Origin of the sequence: Myxococcus sp. AM011, assembly GCF_013372595.1 — a bacterium.
Taxonomy (GTDB): domain Bacteria; phylum Myxococcota; class Myxococcia; order Myxococcales; family Myxococcaceae; genus Myxococcus; species Myxococcus eversor.
Genome location: NZ_JABXEM010000003.1, coordinates 1 through 13,892 on the forward strand (window position 1 = coordinate 1; position 13,892 = coordinate 13,892).

At 69.4% G+C, this 13,892-nt stretch carries 17 protein-coding genes; 13 read left to right on the plus strand and 4 right to left on the minus strand.

The features are described 5' to 3' along the window. Positions 1-377 precede the first annotated feature (377 nt). Together HUW62_RS01140 and HUW62_RS01145 are read left to right on the plus strand one after the other, a co-directional pair. Entirely contained in the window at positions 378-1,703 is a 1,326-nt protein-coding gene (locus tag HUW62_RS01140; RefSeq protein ID WP_176433300.1) for an SMI1/KNR4 family protein, read from the plus strand. A 122-nt stretch (positions 1,704-1,825) separates the two neighbouring features. Beyond that, positions 1,826-2,200, plus strand: coding sequence for an immunity 53 family protein (locus tag HUW62_RS01145; RefSeq protein WP_217911034.1), 375 nt, complete (start codon positions 1,826-1,828; stop codon positions 2,198-2,200). A 60-nt stretch (positions 2,201-2,260) separates the two neighbouring features. On the opposite strand, the gene HUW62_RS01150 is transcribed toward HUW62_RS01145, so the two are convergent. From HUW62_RS01150 to HUW62_RS01160, 3 genes are all read right to left on the minus strand, one after another. Continuing rightward, complete coding sequence (locus tag HUW62_RS01150; RefSeq protein WP_163864340.1) at positions 2,261-2,533, minus strand: hypothetical protein; 273 nt, start codon at positions 2,531-2,533, stop codon at positions 2,261-2,263. A 108-nt stretch (positions 2,534-2,641) separates the two neighbouring features. Next, positions 2,642-3,289: a vancomycin high temperature exclusion protein gene (locus tag HUW62_RS01155; protein ID WP_176433301.1), complete on the minus strand. Its 648-nt coding sequence runs from the start codon at positions 3,287-3,289 to the stop codon at positions 2,642-2,644. Between the two features lie 78 nt (positions 3,290-3,367). After that, complete coding sequence (locus tag HUW62_RS01160; RefSeq protein WP_163864338.1) at positions 3,368-3,799, minus strand: response regulator; 432 nt, start codon at positions 3,797-3,799, stop codon at positions 3,368-3,370. 225 nt (positions 3,800-4,024) lie between these two features. Between HUW62_RS01160 and atpG the strand changes: the two genes are divergently transcribed. The 5 genes from atpG (at position 4,025) to HUW62_RS01185 (ending at position 8,470) form a co-directional block, all read left to right on the plus strand. Beyond that, positions 4,025-4,906 (plus strand): ATP synthase F1 subunit gamma, encoded by an 882-nt coding sequence (atpG, locus tag HUW62_RS01165; RefSeq protein WP_163864337.1) that lies wholly within the window; start codon positions 4,025-4,027, stop codon positions 4,904-4,906. A 110-nt stretch (positions 4,907-5,016) separates the two neighbouring features. Beyond that, positions 5,017-5,814 carry a prohibitin family protein gene (locus HUW62_RS01170; protein ID WP_163864336.1) on the plus strand — a complete coding sequence of 266 codons (798 nt, stop codon included), beginning with the start codon at positions 5,017-5,019 and terminating at the stop codon, positions 5,812-5,814. A gap of 176 nt (positions 5,815-5,990) precedes the next feature. After that, positions 5,991-7,433, plus strand: coding sequence for a F0F1 ATP synthase subunit beta (gene atpD, locus HUW62_RS01175; protein WP_163864335.1), 1,443 nt, complete (start codon positions 5,991-5,993; stop codon positions 7,431-7,433). A 31-nt stretch (positions 7,434-7,464) separates the two neighbouring features. Continuing rightward, positions 7,465-8,034 (plus strand): hypothetical protein, encoded by a 570-nt coding sequence (locus HUW62_RS01180; RefSeq protein ID WP_163864334.1) that lies wholly within the window; start codon positions 7,465-7,467, stop codon positions 8,032-8,034. Between the two features lie 22 nt (positions 8,035-8,056). After that, positions 8,057-8,470, plus strand: a complete 414-nt coding sequence (locus HUW62_RS01185; RefSeq protein WP_163864333.1) for a F0F1 ATP synthase subunit epsilon — start codon at positions 8,057-8,059, stop codon at positions 8,468-8,470. A 15-nt stretch (positions 8,471-8,485) separates the two neighbouring features. Here the strand turns inward: HUW62_RS01185 and HUW62_RS01190 are convergent, their stop codons facing one another. Then, positions 8,486-9,163: a helix-turn-helix transcriptional regulator gene (locus HUW62_RS01190; protein WP_176433302.1), complete on the minus strand. Its 678-nt coding sequence runs from the start codon at positions 9,161-9,163 to the stop codon at positions 8,486-8,488. Positions 9,164-9,565: 402 nt separating this feature from the next. Here HUW62_RS01190 and HUW62_RS01195 point away from each other — a divergent pair, with 402 nt between their 5' ends. The 6 genes from HUW62_RS01195 (at position 9,566) to HUW62_RS01220 (ending at position 13,850) form a co-directional block, all read left to right on the plus strand. Then, entirely contained in the window at positions 9,566-10,171 is a 606-nt protein-coding gene (locus HUW62_RS01195; protein WP_368670318.1) for a flavin reductase family protein, read from the plus strand. Between the two features lie 139 nt (positions 10,172-10,310). Next, the gene (locus tag HUW62_RS01200) at positions 10,311-10,694 is read left to right on the plus strand and encodes a group 1 truncated hemoglobin (protein WP_163864330.1); all 384 of its coding nucleotides are present in this window, start codon (positions 10,311-10,313) and stop codon (positions 10,692-10,694) included. 18 nt (positions 10,695-10,712) lie between these two features. Continuing rightward, the gene (locus HUW62_RS01205) at positions 10,713-11,702 is read left to right on the plus strand and encodes an FAD-binding oxidoreductase (protein WP_176433304.1); all 990 of its coding nucleotides are present in this window, start codon (positions 10,713-10,715) and stop codon (positions 11,700-11,702) included. Positions 11,703-11,704: 2 nt separating this feature from the next. Further along, on the plus strand, positions 11,705-12,151 hold the full coding sequence (locus HUW62_RS01210) for an Rrf2 family transcriptional regulator (RefSeq protein ID WP_163864328.1): 447 nt from the start codon (positions 11,705-11,707) through the stop codon (positions 12,149-12,151). Further along, positions 12,148-12,408, plus strand: a complete 261-nt coding sequence (locus HUW62_RS01215) for a hypothetical protein (protein WP_176433305.1) — start codon at positions 12,148-12,150, stop codon at positions 12,406-12,408. Before HUW62_RS01210 ends, HUW62_RS01215 begins: the two co-directional genes overlap by 4 nt. 413 nt (positions 12,409-12,821) lie before the next feature. After that, the gene (locus tag HUW62_RS01220; RefSeq protein WP_163864326.1) at positions 12,822-13,850 is read left to right on the plus strand and encodes an ADP-ribosylglycohydrolase family protein; all 1,029 of its coding nucleotides are present in this window, start codon (positions 12,822-12,824) and stop codon (positions 13,848-13,850) included. Positions 13,851-13,892 lie beyond the last annotated feature (42 nt).

A 13,892-nucleotide genomic window follows, 5' to 3' on the forward strand; every position in this document is an offset into this window, starting at 1 on the left:
TTGGGAGGGTGGTCATCCCGCCCGGCTTCGTGGGGCTCGACGTGGGTCGTGTCGACGCCAGGACACAGGGGTCTGGGACGGGCGGGGCTGCCACGGGTGCGCCGTGGATCAGCGGAAGCGCGGTGGGCCACCTGGGACCTGGGGCGGGGTCGGAGGCTGGGGCCTGGTGGCTTGGAGGCGGGTCCTCCTCCCGAGGGAGGGGATGGATGGAGCCCAGGCCGGGCGTTGTCGTGGTAGGTCGCGAGGAGGGCTTGGCGGGCCCTACCTCGGGGGCTGGATCATCCCGCGCGCGGGCGCATCAAAAGCCCAACAGGCGCACTGCGCGGGAGGGCACAGCCGCCGTAAGGTTGTGGCAATGGTGTTGTCGTGGAGGGGTCATGCACGAGTGGTTGCAGGCACTGCGGAAGTCAGCGAAGGCAGCGTCATCGGGTGTGTCCGCGGATGAGGTCCGGTGGGCGGAGACGGAGTGTGGCGTTCCATTCCCCGAGGACCTCGGCCACCTGTACCTGTCCTTCAACGGGGGCGAGTTTCACGGAGACGTGAGTCTCTTCCCGCTGCACGGGCCCGAGGGCTCCGTGAGCGTGATGGAGAAGACGCGGCTGAAGCTGGAGGGTCTTCCAGCGGCGGGTGTGTGGCGCATTGGAATGAAGGGGACCCACCGGCACCTGTTCTCCGCGCGCAAGTCGGCCATGGTGGAGCAGGGGGATGGGGGCGGGCCGCTGCCGGGCTGGGTCCAGGCGTTGGGTGACGAGGAGTGGATTTTCGGCACCTGGGAGGGCGAGAAGCGCGAGATGCGGCTGTACCGCACGCTGAAGGAGATGCTCGACGTGCTCGTGCCTCCGGCGGAGGTCGAGAGCTTCGGTGAGCGCACCTTCGCGAGGGCGCTGAACGCGGTGCTCCAGGGCGCGCTCTCTGGCGTCGCGGTGGACGACGAGGAGGAGGCCGTCGACGAGGAGGTGCTCGTCGAGGCCGAGGAGGAGGACGAAGAGGAAGAGGACCAGGGCGCTCAGCGCGAGCTGGCCTACGAGTACGACGACGACGTGTCGCGCGGCCGGAAGGGCGATGAGGGTGCTGGGCTCGGGAAGAGTGGCGCGAAGCTCGGTGGTGGGAAGAAGGCTCCGTCGAAGGCGGCGGTGACGCAGGTGGAGCTGTTCGTGCGGCCGACGATGCAGGAGGCGCTGCGTAAGGAACTGGGGCCCGAGAAGAAGGCGCCCAAGAAGAAGCCGTCCGCTGCCCAGGCGCCGGAGCCGAAGGTCCCCGCCGAGCCTGTCGTGAAGAAGGCCAAGGCGAAGGAGGCGGCTACGCCACCGGCGCCGGCTCCTGCGACGAGCGCCGTGAGCAAGGCCGTCGACAAGAAGCCCGCCGCGACGAAGGTGCCAGCGAAGGTGGCTCCCGCGCAGCCTGCCGCGAAGAAGGCACCGGCGAAGTCCGCCGCGAAGAAGGCAGTGGCAAAGGCCGCCGCGAAGAAGCCTGCCACGAAGAAGGCAGTGGCGAAGGCCACCACGAAGAAGGCATCCGCGAAGAAGGCATCCGCGAAGGCCGCCACGAAGAAGGCAGTGGCCAAGGGTGCCGCGAAGAAGGCACTCCCGGCGAAGGCCACTGCGAAGAAGCCCGCCGCGAAGAAGGCCCCTCCGCCGAGGGCGGGTGCCAAGAAGGCCGCTGCGAAGAAGGCACCCGCCAAGAAGGCCAAGACGAGGAGGTAGTCACTCCTCGTGTCCATGCGCGGCCCCTCGATTCAGCAAGGGGCCGCCCCGTGGCTCGGGACAAGGCGACCCCCCCGAGGTAGGCCGCCTCGATGCGAGAAGCCCGTCGATGTCAGCCTGGCGTGGTCTCGCCGTTCCTCATCGTCAACTCCTGGGAGGAGAAAATGACGATGGATGCTCTGCGCGCGCTGGAAGGCTGGCTTGCCAATCACTCCAATGGGGATTGGGAGCACCAGTACGGTGTTCGGATCGAAAGCCTCGATAACCCAGGGTGGTCAGTCTATGTCGATTTGACCCAGACGGAGTTGTCGGGGGTCGTCTTCGAGGAAGTGATAATCGATCGGACGGACGAGGATTGGGTTCGCTGCCGAGTGCGTGCCGACGTCTTCGAGGGGTTCGGTGGAGTTGCGAACCTGCGGGAGATCCTGGGTGTCTTCCTGGCGTGGCAGGGGAAGCTCGCGAGCGGAAGTGCTCTGCTCCCTCCCTCTGGCGGGTGACGGCGGTGGGCGCGGGCCTCTTCAGCCCGGCCTCGCCATCGAACCGGTAACGCCGAGAGCCTAGCTCTCCGGAAGCTGATCCCTGCGCGCGGGGCGCAAGCGCTCCTCGGGCTGGGCCGTCAGCTCCACCTCTTCCTCTTCTTCGTCACCTCGACGGAACTCGTGAATCTGGTCCGGCAGGATGTCTCGGAAGTCCGGCTCCTCCTCCAGAGGGGGCGTCGCCGCCATGTCCTGGTCGGAGATGTTGATCTCCTCCTCGCCGGTGTCCTGATTCACGTGACGCAATGAGGTGGACTCGCCCACGTCCTCCGAACCGAGCTTCTTGAATCGCATGGTGTCTCCTCGCTCAAGCGGGGTGGGCCGGCCGCCGTGTCTCAACAATGAGAACCCGCGAGCACCGCCGCAATTCGTGCCGCCCGCCCGCCTGCCGGGTTCAACCGTTCAGCCCTTCGGGAACGCCGCACGGCCCGTGGGGTAGACGGGCTCCACCTTCAGCACCACCATGCCCAGCGCCAGCACGCGCGACAGCGTCTCGCGCACGGTGTAGCGCCAGGGCGTCGAGCGCCCCTCGTCGGCCGCCACGCCCCACGCGTCGATGCCCACCGAGTTGGCGATGAACAGCGCCCGGGGCAGGTGGAAGCGCTGGGTGACGAGCAGCGCCTGGCTCGCTCCGAACACGCCGCGCGCCCGCAGGCAGCTGTCGTAGGTGGACAGCCCCGCCTCATCGCCCAGCACCGCCTCCTCCGGCACGCCGCGCTCCAGCAGATAGCGCCGCATGGCCCGAGTCTCGTGGTGGAAGGGCTTCACCTCGTCCCCGCTCACCAGCACCGCGCGCACCTTGCCCTCGCGCCACAGCGCCATCGCCATGTCCAACCGCTGGGCGAGCACCGGAGAGGGCACCGCGCCCGGCGCCAGCCCCGCGCCGAAGACGAGCGCCACCGGCGCGGACGGCGCCTCGGCCAACGACACGATGCGCTCCTCGTAGCTCACCCGCACGAGGTGCGAGGTGACGAGCAGGCCCACCGTGCCCACGAGCAGGAGGATGAGGGCCCTGCGCGCCCAGATACCGCTCGCTCGGGTTGGCTTCATGGACCCTGGAACCACCGCTCCAGGCGCCATTCTGTTACGACCCACCGCCCTGGCAAAGCCCCGTGTGGACTGCCTGCGTCAAAGGGGCGCGTCCGCCTGGGGAGCGGCCAGCCCCGGCAACAGCCGCCGCAGCGTCTCCAGGAGCCGCCTGGGGTCCACCGGCTTGGGCAGGAAGGCCGCCACGCCCTGGCTCGCCGCGTACACCGCCCTGTCTCGAGGGCTCATGTCCGCCGTCTCCGCCGACAGGATGACCACCGGGACCCTGGAGAGCGCCGGGTCCGTCCCACGCGCCGTCAGCACCCGGTGGCCGTCCAGCACGGGCAGCCCCATGTCCAGCAGGATGAGGCAGGGAGGCACCGGGCCCGCCAGGTGCGCCAGCGCCTCCCGGCCGTCACCCGCCACGCGGACCTCGTAGCCCTGGAGCTCCAGGTAGCCCTGGAGCGCCTCGCGGATATCCACGTCGTCCTCGACGATGAGCAGGGGTCCACCGGAGGCGACGGTCGAGGCCATGCCCTGGAAGGTAAGGGGTTCGCACACCACCGACAGCCGGGGGTGCCCGCCCGGCAGCCCTCCGCCGGAGCTTGCGGGAGCACCCGGGCCGCGTGTCGGGAAAGCCCCGGCAGGACTGCCGTTGACCGGCCTGCGGCCCGCTTATATAGGGGGCCCCGCCGTCAGACTGCCTTGCTCCCACCCGGGCGCACCTGGGCAGAACGTCCCACAGGAGTCCTCCGTCCCATGGCGTCCCTTCGCGACATTCGCAAGCGCATCCGCTCGGTGAAGAACACGCGGCAGATCACCAAGGCCATGAAGATGGTCTCCGCCGCGAAGCTGCGAAAGGCGCAGGACGCCATCCTCGCCGCCCGTCCGTACGCGACGATGCTGGACCAGATCATCGCGGACCTGTCGGCGCGCTCCGGTGACGACAACCTCACCCACCCGCTGCTGGTGTCCCGTCCCGTCAAGCGCGTGGAGCTGCTGACGCTGACGTCGGACCGTGGCCTCGCGGGCGGCTTCAACTCCAACATCACCCGCCGCGCCAACCGCTTCATCTACGAGAACACCGCGCTGGAGAGCATCCGGGTCTCCACGGTGGGCCGCAAGGGCAACGACTTCTTCCGCAACCGCAACCAGACCATCCGCAAGGACTTCGGTGGCCTGTACCAGCGGCTGAACTACCGCGCCGCCGCGGACGTGGCCGAGGAACTGGTCGCCAGCTACCTCAACGGCGAGGTGGACGCGGTCCACATCGTCTACAACGAGTTCATCAGCGCGATTAACCAGAAGGTCGTCGTCGCGCAGTTGCTGCCGCTGCAGACGCTCGGCGCCGGCGCGCCCCCCGCCGAGGGCGCCACCGCGATGGTGGACTTCAAGTACGAGCCGGACCGCCAGGCCGTGCTGGACCGCCTGGTCCCCCAGGCCGTCAACATCAAGGTCTACCGCGCCCTGCTGGAGAGCGTGGCCAGCGAGCACGGCGCCCGCATGAGCGCCATGGAGAACGCCACCTCCAACGCCTCGGACATGATTTCCAGCCTGACGCTCACCTACAACCGCACCCGTCAGGCGGTCATCACCAAGGAGCTGATGGAGATCGTCTCCGGCGCCGAGGCGCTCAAGTAGTCCTTCGCCTCCTGTCCGCAGCGCCTTCGGGCCCGCCCCATTTTTGGGTGCGGGCCCTTCGCGTTTAAAGGCGTCCTCGAGTGCGTGTGGGCTCGCGTGAGGAGGACCTCGTGAAGCAGCGACTGTGGGTGGTGCTGGGACTCTTGTGCATCAGTGGGTGTGCCTGTGAGACGGTGTCCAGTGGCCACGGAGGCATCGGCTTCGACTCCTTCGGCAGCGGCACCCAGCGCGAGCCCTATGGCGAGGGCCTGCACGTGCTCAGGCCGGGCAAGTCGCTCATCACCTATGACTTGCGCGTCCAGGAGATGAAGGACGAGCTGAGCGTGCTCTCCAACAACGGCCTGGATTTGAAGGTGGACTCCAGCGTGCGCTACCGGGTGGACCCGACGAAGCTCTTCGAGCTGCACACGCAGACGGGCCCCCGCTACGCGGACATCCTCATCGCCCCCATCGCCCGCTCGGAGGCGCGCAAGGTGTTCGGCCGGTACGCGCCGGAGGAGATCTACTCCACCAGGCGAGAGCAGATTGAGAAGGAGATCCAGGACGAGGTGACGCGGGCCCTGCAGGGCAAGCACGTCGTCGTGGAGGCAATCCTCGTCCGGGACGTCACCCTGCCGGCCGCCATCCGGGAGGCCATCGCCGACAAGCTCGCCGAGGAGCAGCGCAGCCAGAAGATGCGCTTCACCCTGGACAAGGAGCGCCAGGAGGCCGAGCGCCGGCAGATCGAAGCCGAGGGCATCGCGAAGTACCAGAACATCGTCCGCCAGGGCCTCACCGAGGAGTACCTGCGCTTCAAGGGCATCGAGGCCACGGAGAAGCTCGCCTCCAGCCCCAACGCCAAGGTGGTGGTGGTGGGCGGCGGCTCGAAGGGCAACCTGCCGCTCGTCTATCAGGTGGACGGGAAGTAGCCGGGGGGTTGGCGCCGGGGGCGTGGATCCGCTAAGCGGGACTTACCGGTCAGGTCCCCGGGAGGCTTGATTCTGGGGGAGGCCCCCGGTAAAGGGGCACCGCCCTCCCACCCGGGCCGAAATTTGATGACGGGCACGGCGCCGGCCGCTCCCCCTCACGAGGCAGACGAAATCCCATGAGCGCTCAAGTTCCTACGGCAGGCAAAATCATCCAGGTTCTCGGCCCCGTGGTCGACGTCGAGTTCCCGCCGGGCGGTCTCCCCGAGGTGTACGTCGCCCTGAAGGTGACGAACGCCAACCTGGGTCCGGAGCAGGAGAACCTCACCCTGGAAGTGGCGCAGCACCTGGGCGAGAACACGGTGCGCACCATCGCCATGGACTCCACCGAGGGTCTGGCGCGTGGCACCGCGGTCCGCAACACGGGCGCCCCCATCCAGGTTCCGGTCGGCAAGGCCACCCTGGGCCGCATCCTGAACGTCACCGGTGAGCCGGTGGACGAGATGGGCCCCGTGAAGGCGCAGGAGTACTGGCCCATCCACCGCGCGCCCCCCGCGTTCACGGAGCAGGACGTGCGCGTGCAGATGTTCGAGACCGGCATCAAGGTCATCGACCTGCTCGCCCCCTACACCCGTGGTGGCAAGATTGGCCTGTTCGGCGGCGCCGGCGTGGGCAAGACGGTGCTCCTGCAGGAGCTCATCCGCAACGTCGCCATCGAGCGCGGCGGCTTCTCCGTGTTCGCCGGCGTCGGCGAGCGCACCCGCGAAGGCAACGACCTGTACCACGAGATGCAGGACACGGGCGTCATCAAGACCGACAACCTGGAGGCCAGCCAGGCCGTCCTCGTGTACGGCCAGATGAACGAGCCGCCTGGTGCCCGCGCCCGCGTGGCCCTCTCCGCGCTGACCATGGCGGAGTACTTCCGCGACGTGGAGGGCCGTGACGTGCTCCTCTTCGTGGACAACATCTTCCGCTTCACCCAGGCCGGCTCGGAAGTGTCCGCCCTCCTGGGCCGCATCCCCAGCGCCGTGGGTTACCAGCCCACGCTCGCCACGGAGATGGGCAGCCTCCAGGAGCGCATCACCTCCACCACCAAGGGCTCCATCACCTCGGTGCAGGCCATCTACGTCCCCGCCGACGACCTCACGGACCCGGCGCCCGCGACGGCGTTCGCCCACCTGGACGCGACGACGGTGCTCAACCGCTCCATCGCCGAGCTCGCCATCTTCCCCGCCGTGGACCCGCTCGACTCCACCAGCCGCATCCTGGACCCGGGCATCATCGGCCAGGAGCACTACGCGGTGGCTCGCAAGGTCCAGGGCATCCTCCAGCGGTACAAGGAGCTGCAGGACATCATCGCCATCCTCGGCATGGACGAGCTCTCCGAGGACGACAAGCTGGTGGTGGCGCGCGCCCGCAAGATTCAGAAGTTCCTGTCCCAGCCGTTCTTCGTCGCCCAGGTCTTCACCGGCAAGGAAGGCCGGTACGTGAAGCTCCAGGACACCATCCAGGGCTTCAAGGAGATCGCCGAGGGCAAGCACGACGAAATCCCCGAGGGCGCCTTCTACATGGCGGGCACCATCAGCGAAGTCGTCGAGAACGCCATCAAGCAGGCCGCGTAGACTCGGTATCCACCCGCTTTCCGAGGTGACCATGCGTCACGCGGCGCTCGTCCTGTTCCTCACCGTCCTGTCGCTCCCCGCCGTCGCGGAGGAGCGAAAGGGACGGGCCCGGGTGAGCGCCAACGGCTTGTACAGCGTGCGCATGGTGGACGGCGGCCCGGGCAAGTGCCGGCTCGAGGTGACGAAGGAGAGCGGACCCGTCTGGCAGCTGGAGCAGTGCCTGGGGACGGTGGACGACTACTACTTCGTCTCCAACGACGGCGAGCGCGTCTGGGTGCTGTGGCCCCTGGTGGAGAAGGGGAAGGCGAAGGAAGAGCCGGCGCCGAGGCGGGGCAAGGCGAAGAAGCCCAAGGGTCCTCCGGGCTGGGCCGTGAACGTGCTGGTGGCGGGGCAGTATGGCCGCGACGGGCAGCGCGTCCTGGAGCGGCGGCTGACGGACCTGGTTCCCGCGAAGCAGCTCACCGAGGTGCGCCAGATGACCCACCACTTGAAGTGGGTGGAGGGCACGCTCGGCATCCCTGGCAAGGGGCCTCGGCTGACGGACGGCGGGGTGGTGGAGTTCGAGCCGGTGGGTGGAACCACCCAGCAGCTCCATTTCTGATTTGGGTAGTGCGAGGAGCCTCATGGCCAAGCTGACTGTGGAGATTGTCACCCCCGAGAAGCGCATCCTGTCGGTGCAGGCCGACGAGGCCATCGTGCCCGGCGGCAAGGGTCTGTTTGGCGTGCGGCCGGGGCACACCCCCTTCCTGTCGCTGATGGAGCCGGGCCCGCTGACGCTCATCGACGCCGGCAAGCGCGACGCGTACTTCGTCGCCGGCGGCTTCGTGGAAGTGGCCAACGACAAGGTGCTCGTGCTGGCGGACGCCGCGGAGCACGTGTCCGGCATCGACGTGGAGGGCGCGCGCAAGCGCCTGTCCGACGCGCAGGAGCGCCTCAAGGGCCTGTCCTCCGAGGACGCCCGCTACGAGCTGGAGCAGGCCACGGTGCGTCGCGAGGCGGCCCGCATCGGCGCCGCGTCCACGGGCGCCCGGGGCTGAGTCAGCGTCCTGGCTTCAGGGCCAGGACAGCCCCAGCGACTTCTCGAAGCCCCGCCGGCCCTCGACGGTGAGCCGCACTCCGCGGCCCTCGGGCCGGCGCGCAATCCAGCGCAGCGCGAAGAGGCGCTCCGCCAGCGCGGCGCCCAGCGCCCCACCGACGTGGGCGCGGCGCTCGCTCCAGTCCAGGCAGCGGCGCGCGAAGGCTCGGCGGCCCTGGGACAGCTCCTCCAGGTCCACGCCCCACTTCGCCACGAAGCGCTCGCCTGAGGGCGTGAGCGCGTAGGTGTCCTCGCTGGACTCGAGCAGGCCGCGTTGCTCCAGGCCCTCGGCCATCGCGACACCGAGCGTGCCCGCCAGGTGGTCGTAGCAGGTGCGCGCGAAGCGCAGCGGCTCCGGGACGCGCACGGGCGCCACTCGCGTGGGCACGAGCAGGCTGAGTGCCTCCAGTGCTCGCGCGACGTCGGGGTTGGCGAGCCGGTAGTAGCGGTGCCGACCCTGTACCTCCACGCGGACCAGGTTTCCTTCGAGGAGCTTCGCGAGGTGCCCGCTCGCCGTCTGCGGGGAGATGCCCGCTTCGCGTGCGAGCTCTCCCGCTGTGCACGCGGGACCTTCGAGCAGGCGCGAGAGCATGCCCGCGCGCGTGGCGTCTCCGATGAGCGAGGCGGTGAGGGCGAGGTCGATGGGATGGGGCATGGCGGGAGCTTGAGCGCGGAGCGTACCAGGACGTTTCGTTGTACGCCGAAGCATCGCGGGTGGTCGACTCGCGAGTCTTGAAGCTCGCGAGGCGGTGGGCCTGTGGCGTCGACGTTTCGGCACATGCCGAAGCAGGTGGGAGCGACTCGCGCGTCGTGAGGCGGCGGGACTGTCGCGCAGACGTTTCATGGTGGGGAGTCGACTCGCGTGTCGTGAGGCTCGCGAGGCGGCGAACCTGTCGAGTCGACGTTTCGGCAGATGCCGATGCAGGTGGGCGCTCCCCGCGCGTCGTGAGGCATGCGAGGCGGTGGACCTGTCGCGTGGACGCTTCGGTGGGCAGCGAAGCTTCTCGCATCACCTGAGCTCTAGGACGCGGGCATGACCGAGCCGACGAGACATCGTGTGATTACGCCCCGTATCCTCTACTTCGGGACGCCGGTGGTGCTCTTGAGCACCCTTCAAGAAGACGGCTCGCCCAATCTGACGCCGCTGTCCTCCGCGTGGGCGCTGGATGATCGGCTGGTGCTCGGGTTGGGCCAATCTGGCCAGGGCCTGGTGAACCTGGAGCGCACGCGGGAGGCCGTGGTGAATCTTCCCTCCGCGTCCTTGTGGCCACAGGTCGAGCGCCTCGCGCCCACCACGGGCCGCTTCCCCGTGCCGGAGAAGAAGCGCGCCATGGGCTATCAACACGAGCCCCGCAAGTTCGAGCGCGCGGGCTTCACCCCCGTGCCCTCGGACACCGTCGCTCCGCCCCGCGTGGCCGAGTGTCCTCTTCAACTCGAGGCCGTGCTCCTGTCCGCGCACCCCTCCACGCCCACGCTCGACGCGCCCGAGCCGTCCTTTGTCATCGCCGAGTTGCGCGTCACCCGCGTCCACGCCCACGAGTCCGTCACCGTGCCGGGCACGCAGCACATCGACGTCGAGCGCTGGCGGCCCCTGCTCTACGTGTTCCGCCACTACGTCGGCACCAGCGCGACCATGGGCCGCAACTTCCGCGCGGAGACATGACGCCCCCGCGACGGTGCCCCCAGGGGCCGCCTGATTCCGTTGATTCAACAGCCTTGTCCCACCGGAGTTGACGTTACGCTCGAATCAATGCATTTGAAATGCATCTTTAAGCCCGAGCGGGCGAAAGGGGCGGACCGAGATGAGCACGGTGGCGCACGAGAAGAGCGTGTACGAGCAGATTGGCGGAGAGCCGGCGATGGCGGCGGCGGTGGACGTGTTCTACCGGAAGGTGTTGTCGGACGACCGCATCAGCCACTTCTTCGAGGACGTGGACATGGAGCGCCAGGCCGCGAAGCAGAAGGCGTTCCTGACGATGGTGACGGGCGGGCCGTCGAACTACTCGGGCAAGGACATGCGCGCGGGTCATGCGCCCCTGGTGACGCGCGGGCTGAACGAGACGCACTTCGACGCGGTGGTGGAGCACCTGCGCGCGACGCTGGAGGAACTCAACGTGCCCGCGCCGCTGGTGGCACGCGTGCTCGCCATCGCCGGAGGGGCTCGCGCGGACGTGCTCAACCGCTGAAGCAAGGGGAGGCGCGCCATGGCCCGGGTGAAGCACGAGTCGCGGTGGTATCCGCTGGAGTCCGAGGAGAGCGTGCTGGACGGGCTCTTGCGGCAGGGCGTGGCCGTGCCGAGCGCATGCCGCGCCGGAGCCTGTCAGTCCTGCCTCATGCGCGCGTTGTCTGGCGAAATCCCGGAGGCCGCGCGCGTGGGGCTGAAGGACACGCTGCGCACGCAGGGCTACTTCCTCGCATGTGTCTGCAAGCCCATCGTGGGCACGGAGCTGGAGGTGGCGGGCGCGGACGCGCTGCGTGTGCCCGCGCGTCTCGAGTCGCTGACGCTCTTGTCCGAAAGCGTGCTGCGCGTGTGCCTGTCCACCGCCGCGCCCTTCGACTATCGGGCGGGGCAGTACGTGTCGCTGTTGCGGGAGGATGGGCTGGCCCGCAGCTACTCCCTGGCGAGCCTGCCGCGCGAGGGTCTGCTGGAGTTGCACGTGCGCCTGGTACCAGGCGGGGCGATGAGCGGCTGGCTCGCCAGTGAGGCACGCATTGGTGACACCCTGGCCGTGCAGGGTCCGGCGGGGAATTGCTTCTACGTTTCCGGCCGTCCCGAACAGCCGCTGCTGTTGGCGGGCACCGGCACGGGGCTCGCGCCCCTCTACGGTATCGCCCGGGACGCGCTGGAGTCGGGGCACACCGGACCCATCTGGCTCTTCCACGGCGCGCGCACGCCCGAGGGGCTCTACCTGATGGACGCGCTGCGTGAGCTGGCCGCGCGACATTCGGGTTTCCACTACAGGCCTGGCGTGTTGACGGGCGGCAGCCGCGACGTGGCCGAGGGAGCGCTCGACGTGCTCATCCGCGCGGAGTGCCCGAAGCCGGTGGGCTTCCGCGCGTGGCTCTGCGGCGATTCCGGAATGGTGTTATCCCTGCGCAAGAAGCTCTTCCTCTCGGGACTCTCGCTGAAGGACCTCCACGCGGATGCCTTCCTGCCGAGCGCTCCTCGGGTGGAGCCCGTCGGAGCCCGCTGACCGTGCACCTCACCCTCCACGCCGACTACTCGCTGCGCGTCCTGCTCTACCTCGCCGCCCGCCCCGGAAGGCTCGCCTCCACCCAGGAGCTGGCGGATGCGTACGGCATCTCCAAGCACCACCTGGTGCGGGTGGTGCAGACGCTGTCGGGCGAGGGCTTCGTGGAAGTCAAAGCGGGGCGCTCCGGCGGCGTCACGCTGGCACGCCCCACCAAGGACATCTCCGTGGGCAAGGTGCTGCGCGCGGCGGAGCCGGACTTCGAACTGGTGGAGTGCTTCAACCGCGAGACGAACACGTGCCCCATCGCTCCGGCCTGTGGGCTCAAGGGCGTGTTGTCCGAGGCGCGAGAGGCCTTCCTCGCCGTGCTGGACCGGTACACACTGGCGGACCTGGTCGGCCGCTCCCGCAAGGATTTGGCCGACCTCTTCCTTCCCGTGACGGCGCCATGACCTCTGCTCCGCTCGAGTTGTTCCACCGCATCGCCGACAAGCCCTCCGCCGTGGCGCGCCTCTACATCGTCGACCACGCGCTGGAGGACCGCATTGTCTTCCGCAACCTCGTGTACGCGGAAGCCGAGCTGGACTGGACGCTGCATGGCGGCCACTCCACACCCGCACTCTGGGACGGGACACACCTGCACCAGGGCGCGGAGGCGGTGCTGGCGCGCTTGCAGGCCGTCGTCAACCTGGGCCGCGACGACGCGTGACGCGTGACGGCGCGTGTGCCGACTCCCGCGTGGGGCTGCCACCTGCGCGGTCCTCGTGCGCCATGCGCTCCGTGTGAGCGGACGCGCTGAAGCTTCCGGAGTTGGACACGCGTGCAGGTGCGCGAATGCATGCTGGTGCTCGGGCTTGCCGCGCGCGTGCTGGTTGCGATAGTCAGCCCACCCCCGCGTGTGACGACTCGGGGGGCACGAGGCAAGGAGGGTGGACGGTGATGACGGCGGGCGTCGTGGTGTACGGAGCGGAAGTCGTTCGCGTGAAACACGCGGGTGCCGTCCTCCTCCGCGAGTCAAGTCCCCACGCGTGTCATTTCGTCGGAAGCCGCGCGCGTTTCACGCGATTCGCGCGCTTCTCCCTGTCCGTCCAGCCCTGAGCCTCGGTTAATCTCCTCGAATCCATGCCGCTGACTCCCTCCGAGCGCCAGGACAGGTTCCAAGCGGCGTTCGTGGGGCTCGCCATAGGTGATGCGCTCGGCTTTCCGCTGCGCGGCATTCCTCCCGCGAGCCTCGCGCGGCTGCCAGGGCTCGCCGAGGACTTCGCGCCCCGGCCGAGAGGGAAGTTCGCCAAGGGCCAGTTCAGCGACGACACGCAACTCTTGCTCGCGGCGGCGGAGAGCGTCATCCGCGAGGGCCGCGTGGACGGGCGCAGCGCGGCGGCGCACCTGGCGTGGCTGTGGCAGGAGGGCATCATCCTCCAGCCGCCTCGCAGCCTCGCGGAGTCGCTCCAGCGGCTCGCCAGCGGCACGCCGTGGATGAGCGCGGGCGCGCCCCTGGGGACTCGCTGCCCGTCGGTGCTCAGCCGCTCGCTGGTGGTGGGCCTCCTGGAGAGCGGTCAGCGCGCGCGCCTGCCGCATGACGCGGGCGTGCTCACCGTCATCACCCACAAGGACCCGGTCTGCGCCGCCGCCGCCGCCGCCTTCGCGCAGGCCGCCGCGCTGGGCATGGAGGAGGAGCCGCTGACGCCCGCGGCCTTCTGCGAGCAGGTGTCGCTGACGGCCGCCGTGCACGACAAGGGGCTGGCCGAGGAGCTGCGGCACCTGCCCCGGCTCCTGACGTGGGACACCGCGCGCGCGCTGTCGCAGCTTCGCAAGGTGGGCGTGCCCCCCAGCGAGCTGAAGGGCGTGGACGGGCTGCCCTCGCACGTGGTGCCCGTGCTGCTCACGTCGCTGTACGCCGCGCTGAAGGTGCCCCACGATTTCCGCGAGGCCGTGGCGCTGGTGCTGCGCTGCGGCGGAGAAGCGGACGTCGCGGCGGCGCTGACGGGCGCGTTGCTGGGCGCGCACCTGGGCACGCGCGCGCTCCCCGCGCGACTGCGTAAGCAGGTGCTGTACATGGACAACCTGGTGGACACCGCGGACCGGCTGTTCCGGGCCCACCAGGTGCGCGAGACGCTGGCCACGGCCCTGGCGCACCAGCGCCGCCGCTAGCCCCTCGCGAGTCTCCCCAGGCAGCCGACCAGGCGGGCCGGT

What these genes read in the sequence shown, in the direction of transcription:
- HUW62_RS01160 (WP_163864338.1), bottom strand. Translation starts at nt 3,799, where the DNA reads ATGGCCTCGACCGTCGCCTCCGGTGGACCCCTGCTCATCGTCGAGGAC.
- HUW62_RS01220 (WP_163864326.1), top strand. Translation starts at nt 12,822, where the DNA reads ATGCCGCTGACTCCCTCCGAGCGCCAGGACAGGTTCCAAGCGGCGTTC.
- HUW62_RS01150 (WP_163864340.1), bottom strand. Translation starts at nt 2,533, where the DNA reads ATGCGATTCAAGAAGCTCGGTTCGGAGGACGTGGGCGAGTCCACCTCA.
- atpD (WP_163864335.1), top strand. Translation starts at nt 5,991, where the DNA reads ATGAGCGCTCAAGTTCCTACGGCAGGCAAAATCATCCAGGTTCTCGGC.
- HUW62_RS01140 (WP_176433300.1), top strand. Translation starts at nt 378, where the DNA reads ATGCACGAGTGGTTGCAGGCACTGCGGAAGTCAGCGAAGGCAGCGTCA.
- HUW62_RS01185 (WP_163864333.1), top strand. Translation starts at nt 8,057, where the DNA reads ATGGCCAAGCTGACTGTGGAGATTGTCACCCCCGAGAAGCGCATCCTG.
- HUW62_RS01190 (WP_176433302.1), bottom strand. Translation starts at nt 9,163, where the DNA reads ATGCCCCATCCCATCGACCTCGCCCTCACCGCCTCGCTCATCGGAGAC.
- HUW62_RS01215 (WP_176433305.1), top strand. Translation starts at nt 12,148, where the DNA reads ATGACCTCTGCTCCGCTCGAGTTGTTCCACCGCATCGCCGACAAGCCC.
- HUW62_RS01180 (WP_163864334.1), top strand. Translation starts at nt 7,465, where the DNA reads ATGCGTCACGCGGCGCTCGTCCTGTTCCTCACCGTCCTGTCGCTCCCC.
- atpG (WP_163864337.1), top strand. Translation starts at nt 4,025, where the DNA reads ATGGCGTCCCTTCGCGACATTCGCAAGCGCATCCGCTCGGTGAAGAAC.
- HUW62_RS01200 (WP_163864330.1), top strand. Translation starts at nt 10,311, where the DNA reads ATGAGCACGGTGGCGCACGAGAAGAGCGTGTACGAGCAGATTGGCGGA.
- HUW62_RS01205 (WP_176433304.1), top strand. Translation starts at nt 10,713, where the DNA reads ATGGCCCGGGTGAAGCACGAGTCGCGGTGGTATCCGCTGGAGTCCGAG.
- HUW62_RS01155 (WP_176433301.1), bottom strand. Translation starts at nt 3,289, where the DNA reads ATGAAGCCAACCCGAGCGAGCGGTATCTGGGCGCGCAGGGCCCTCATC.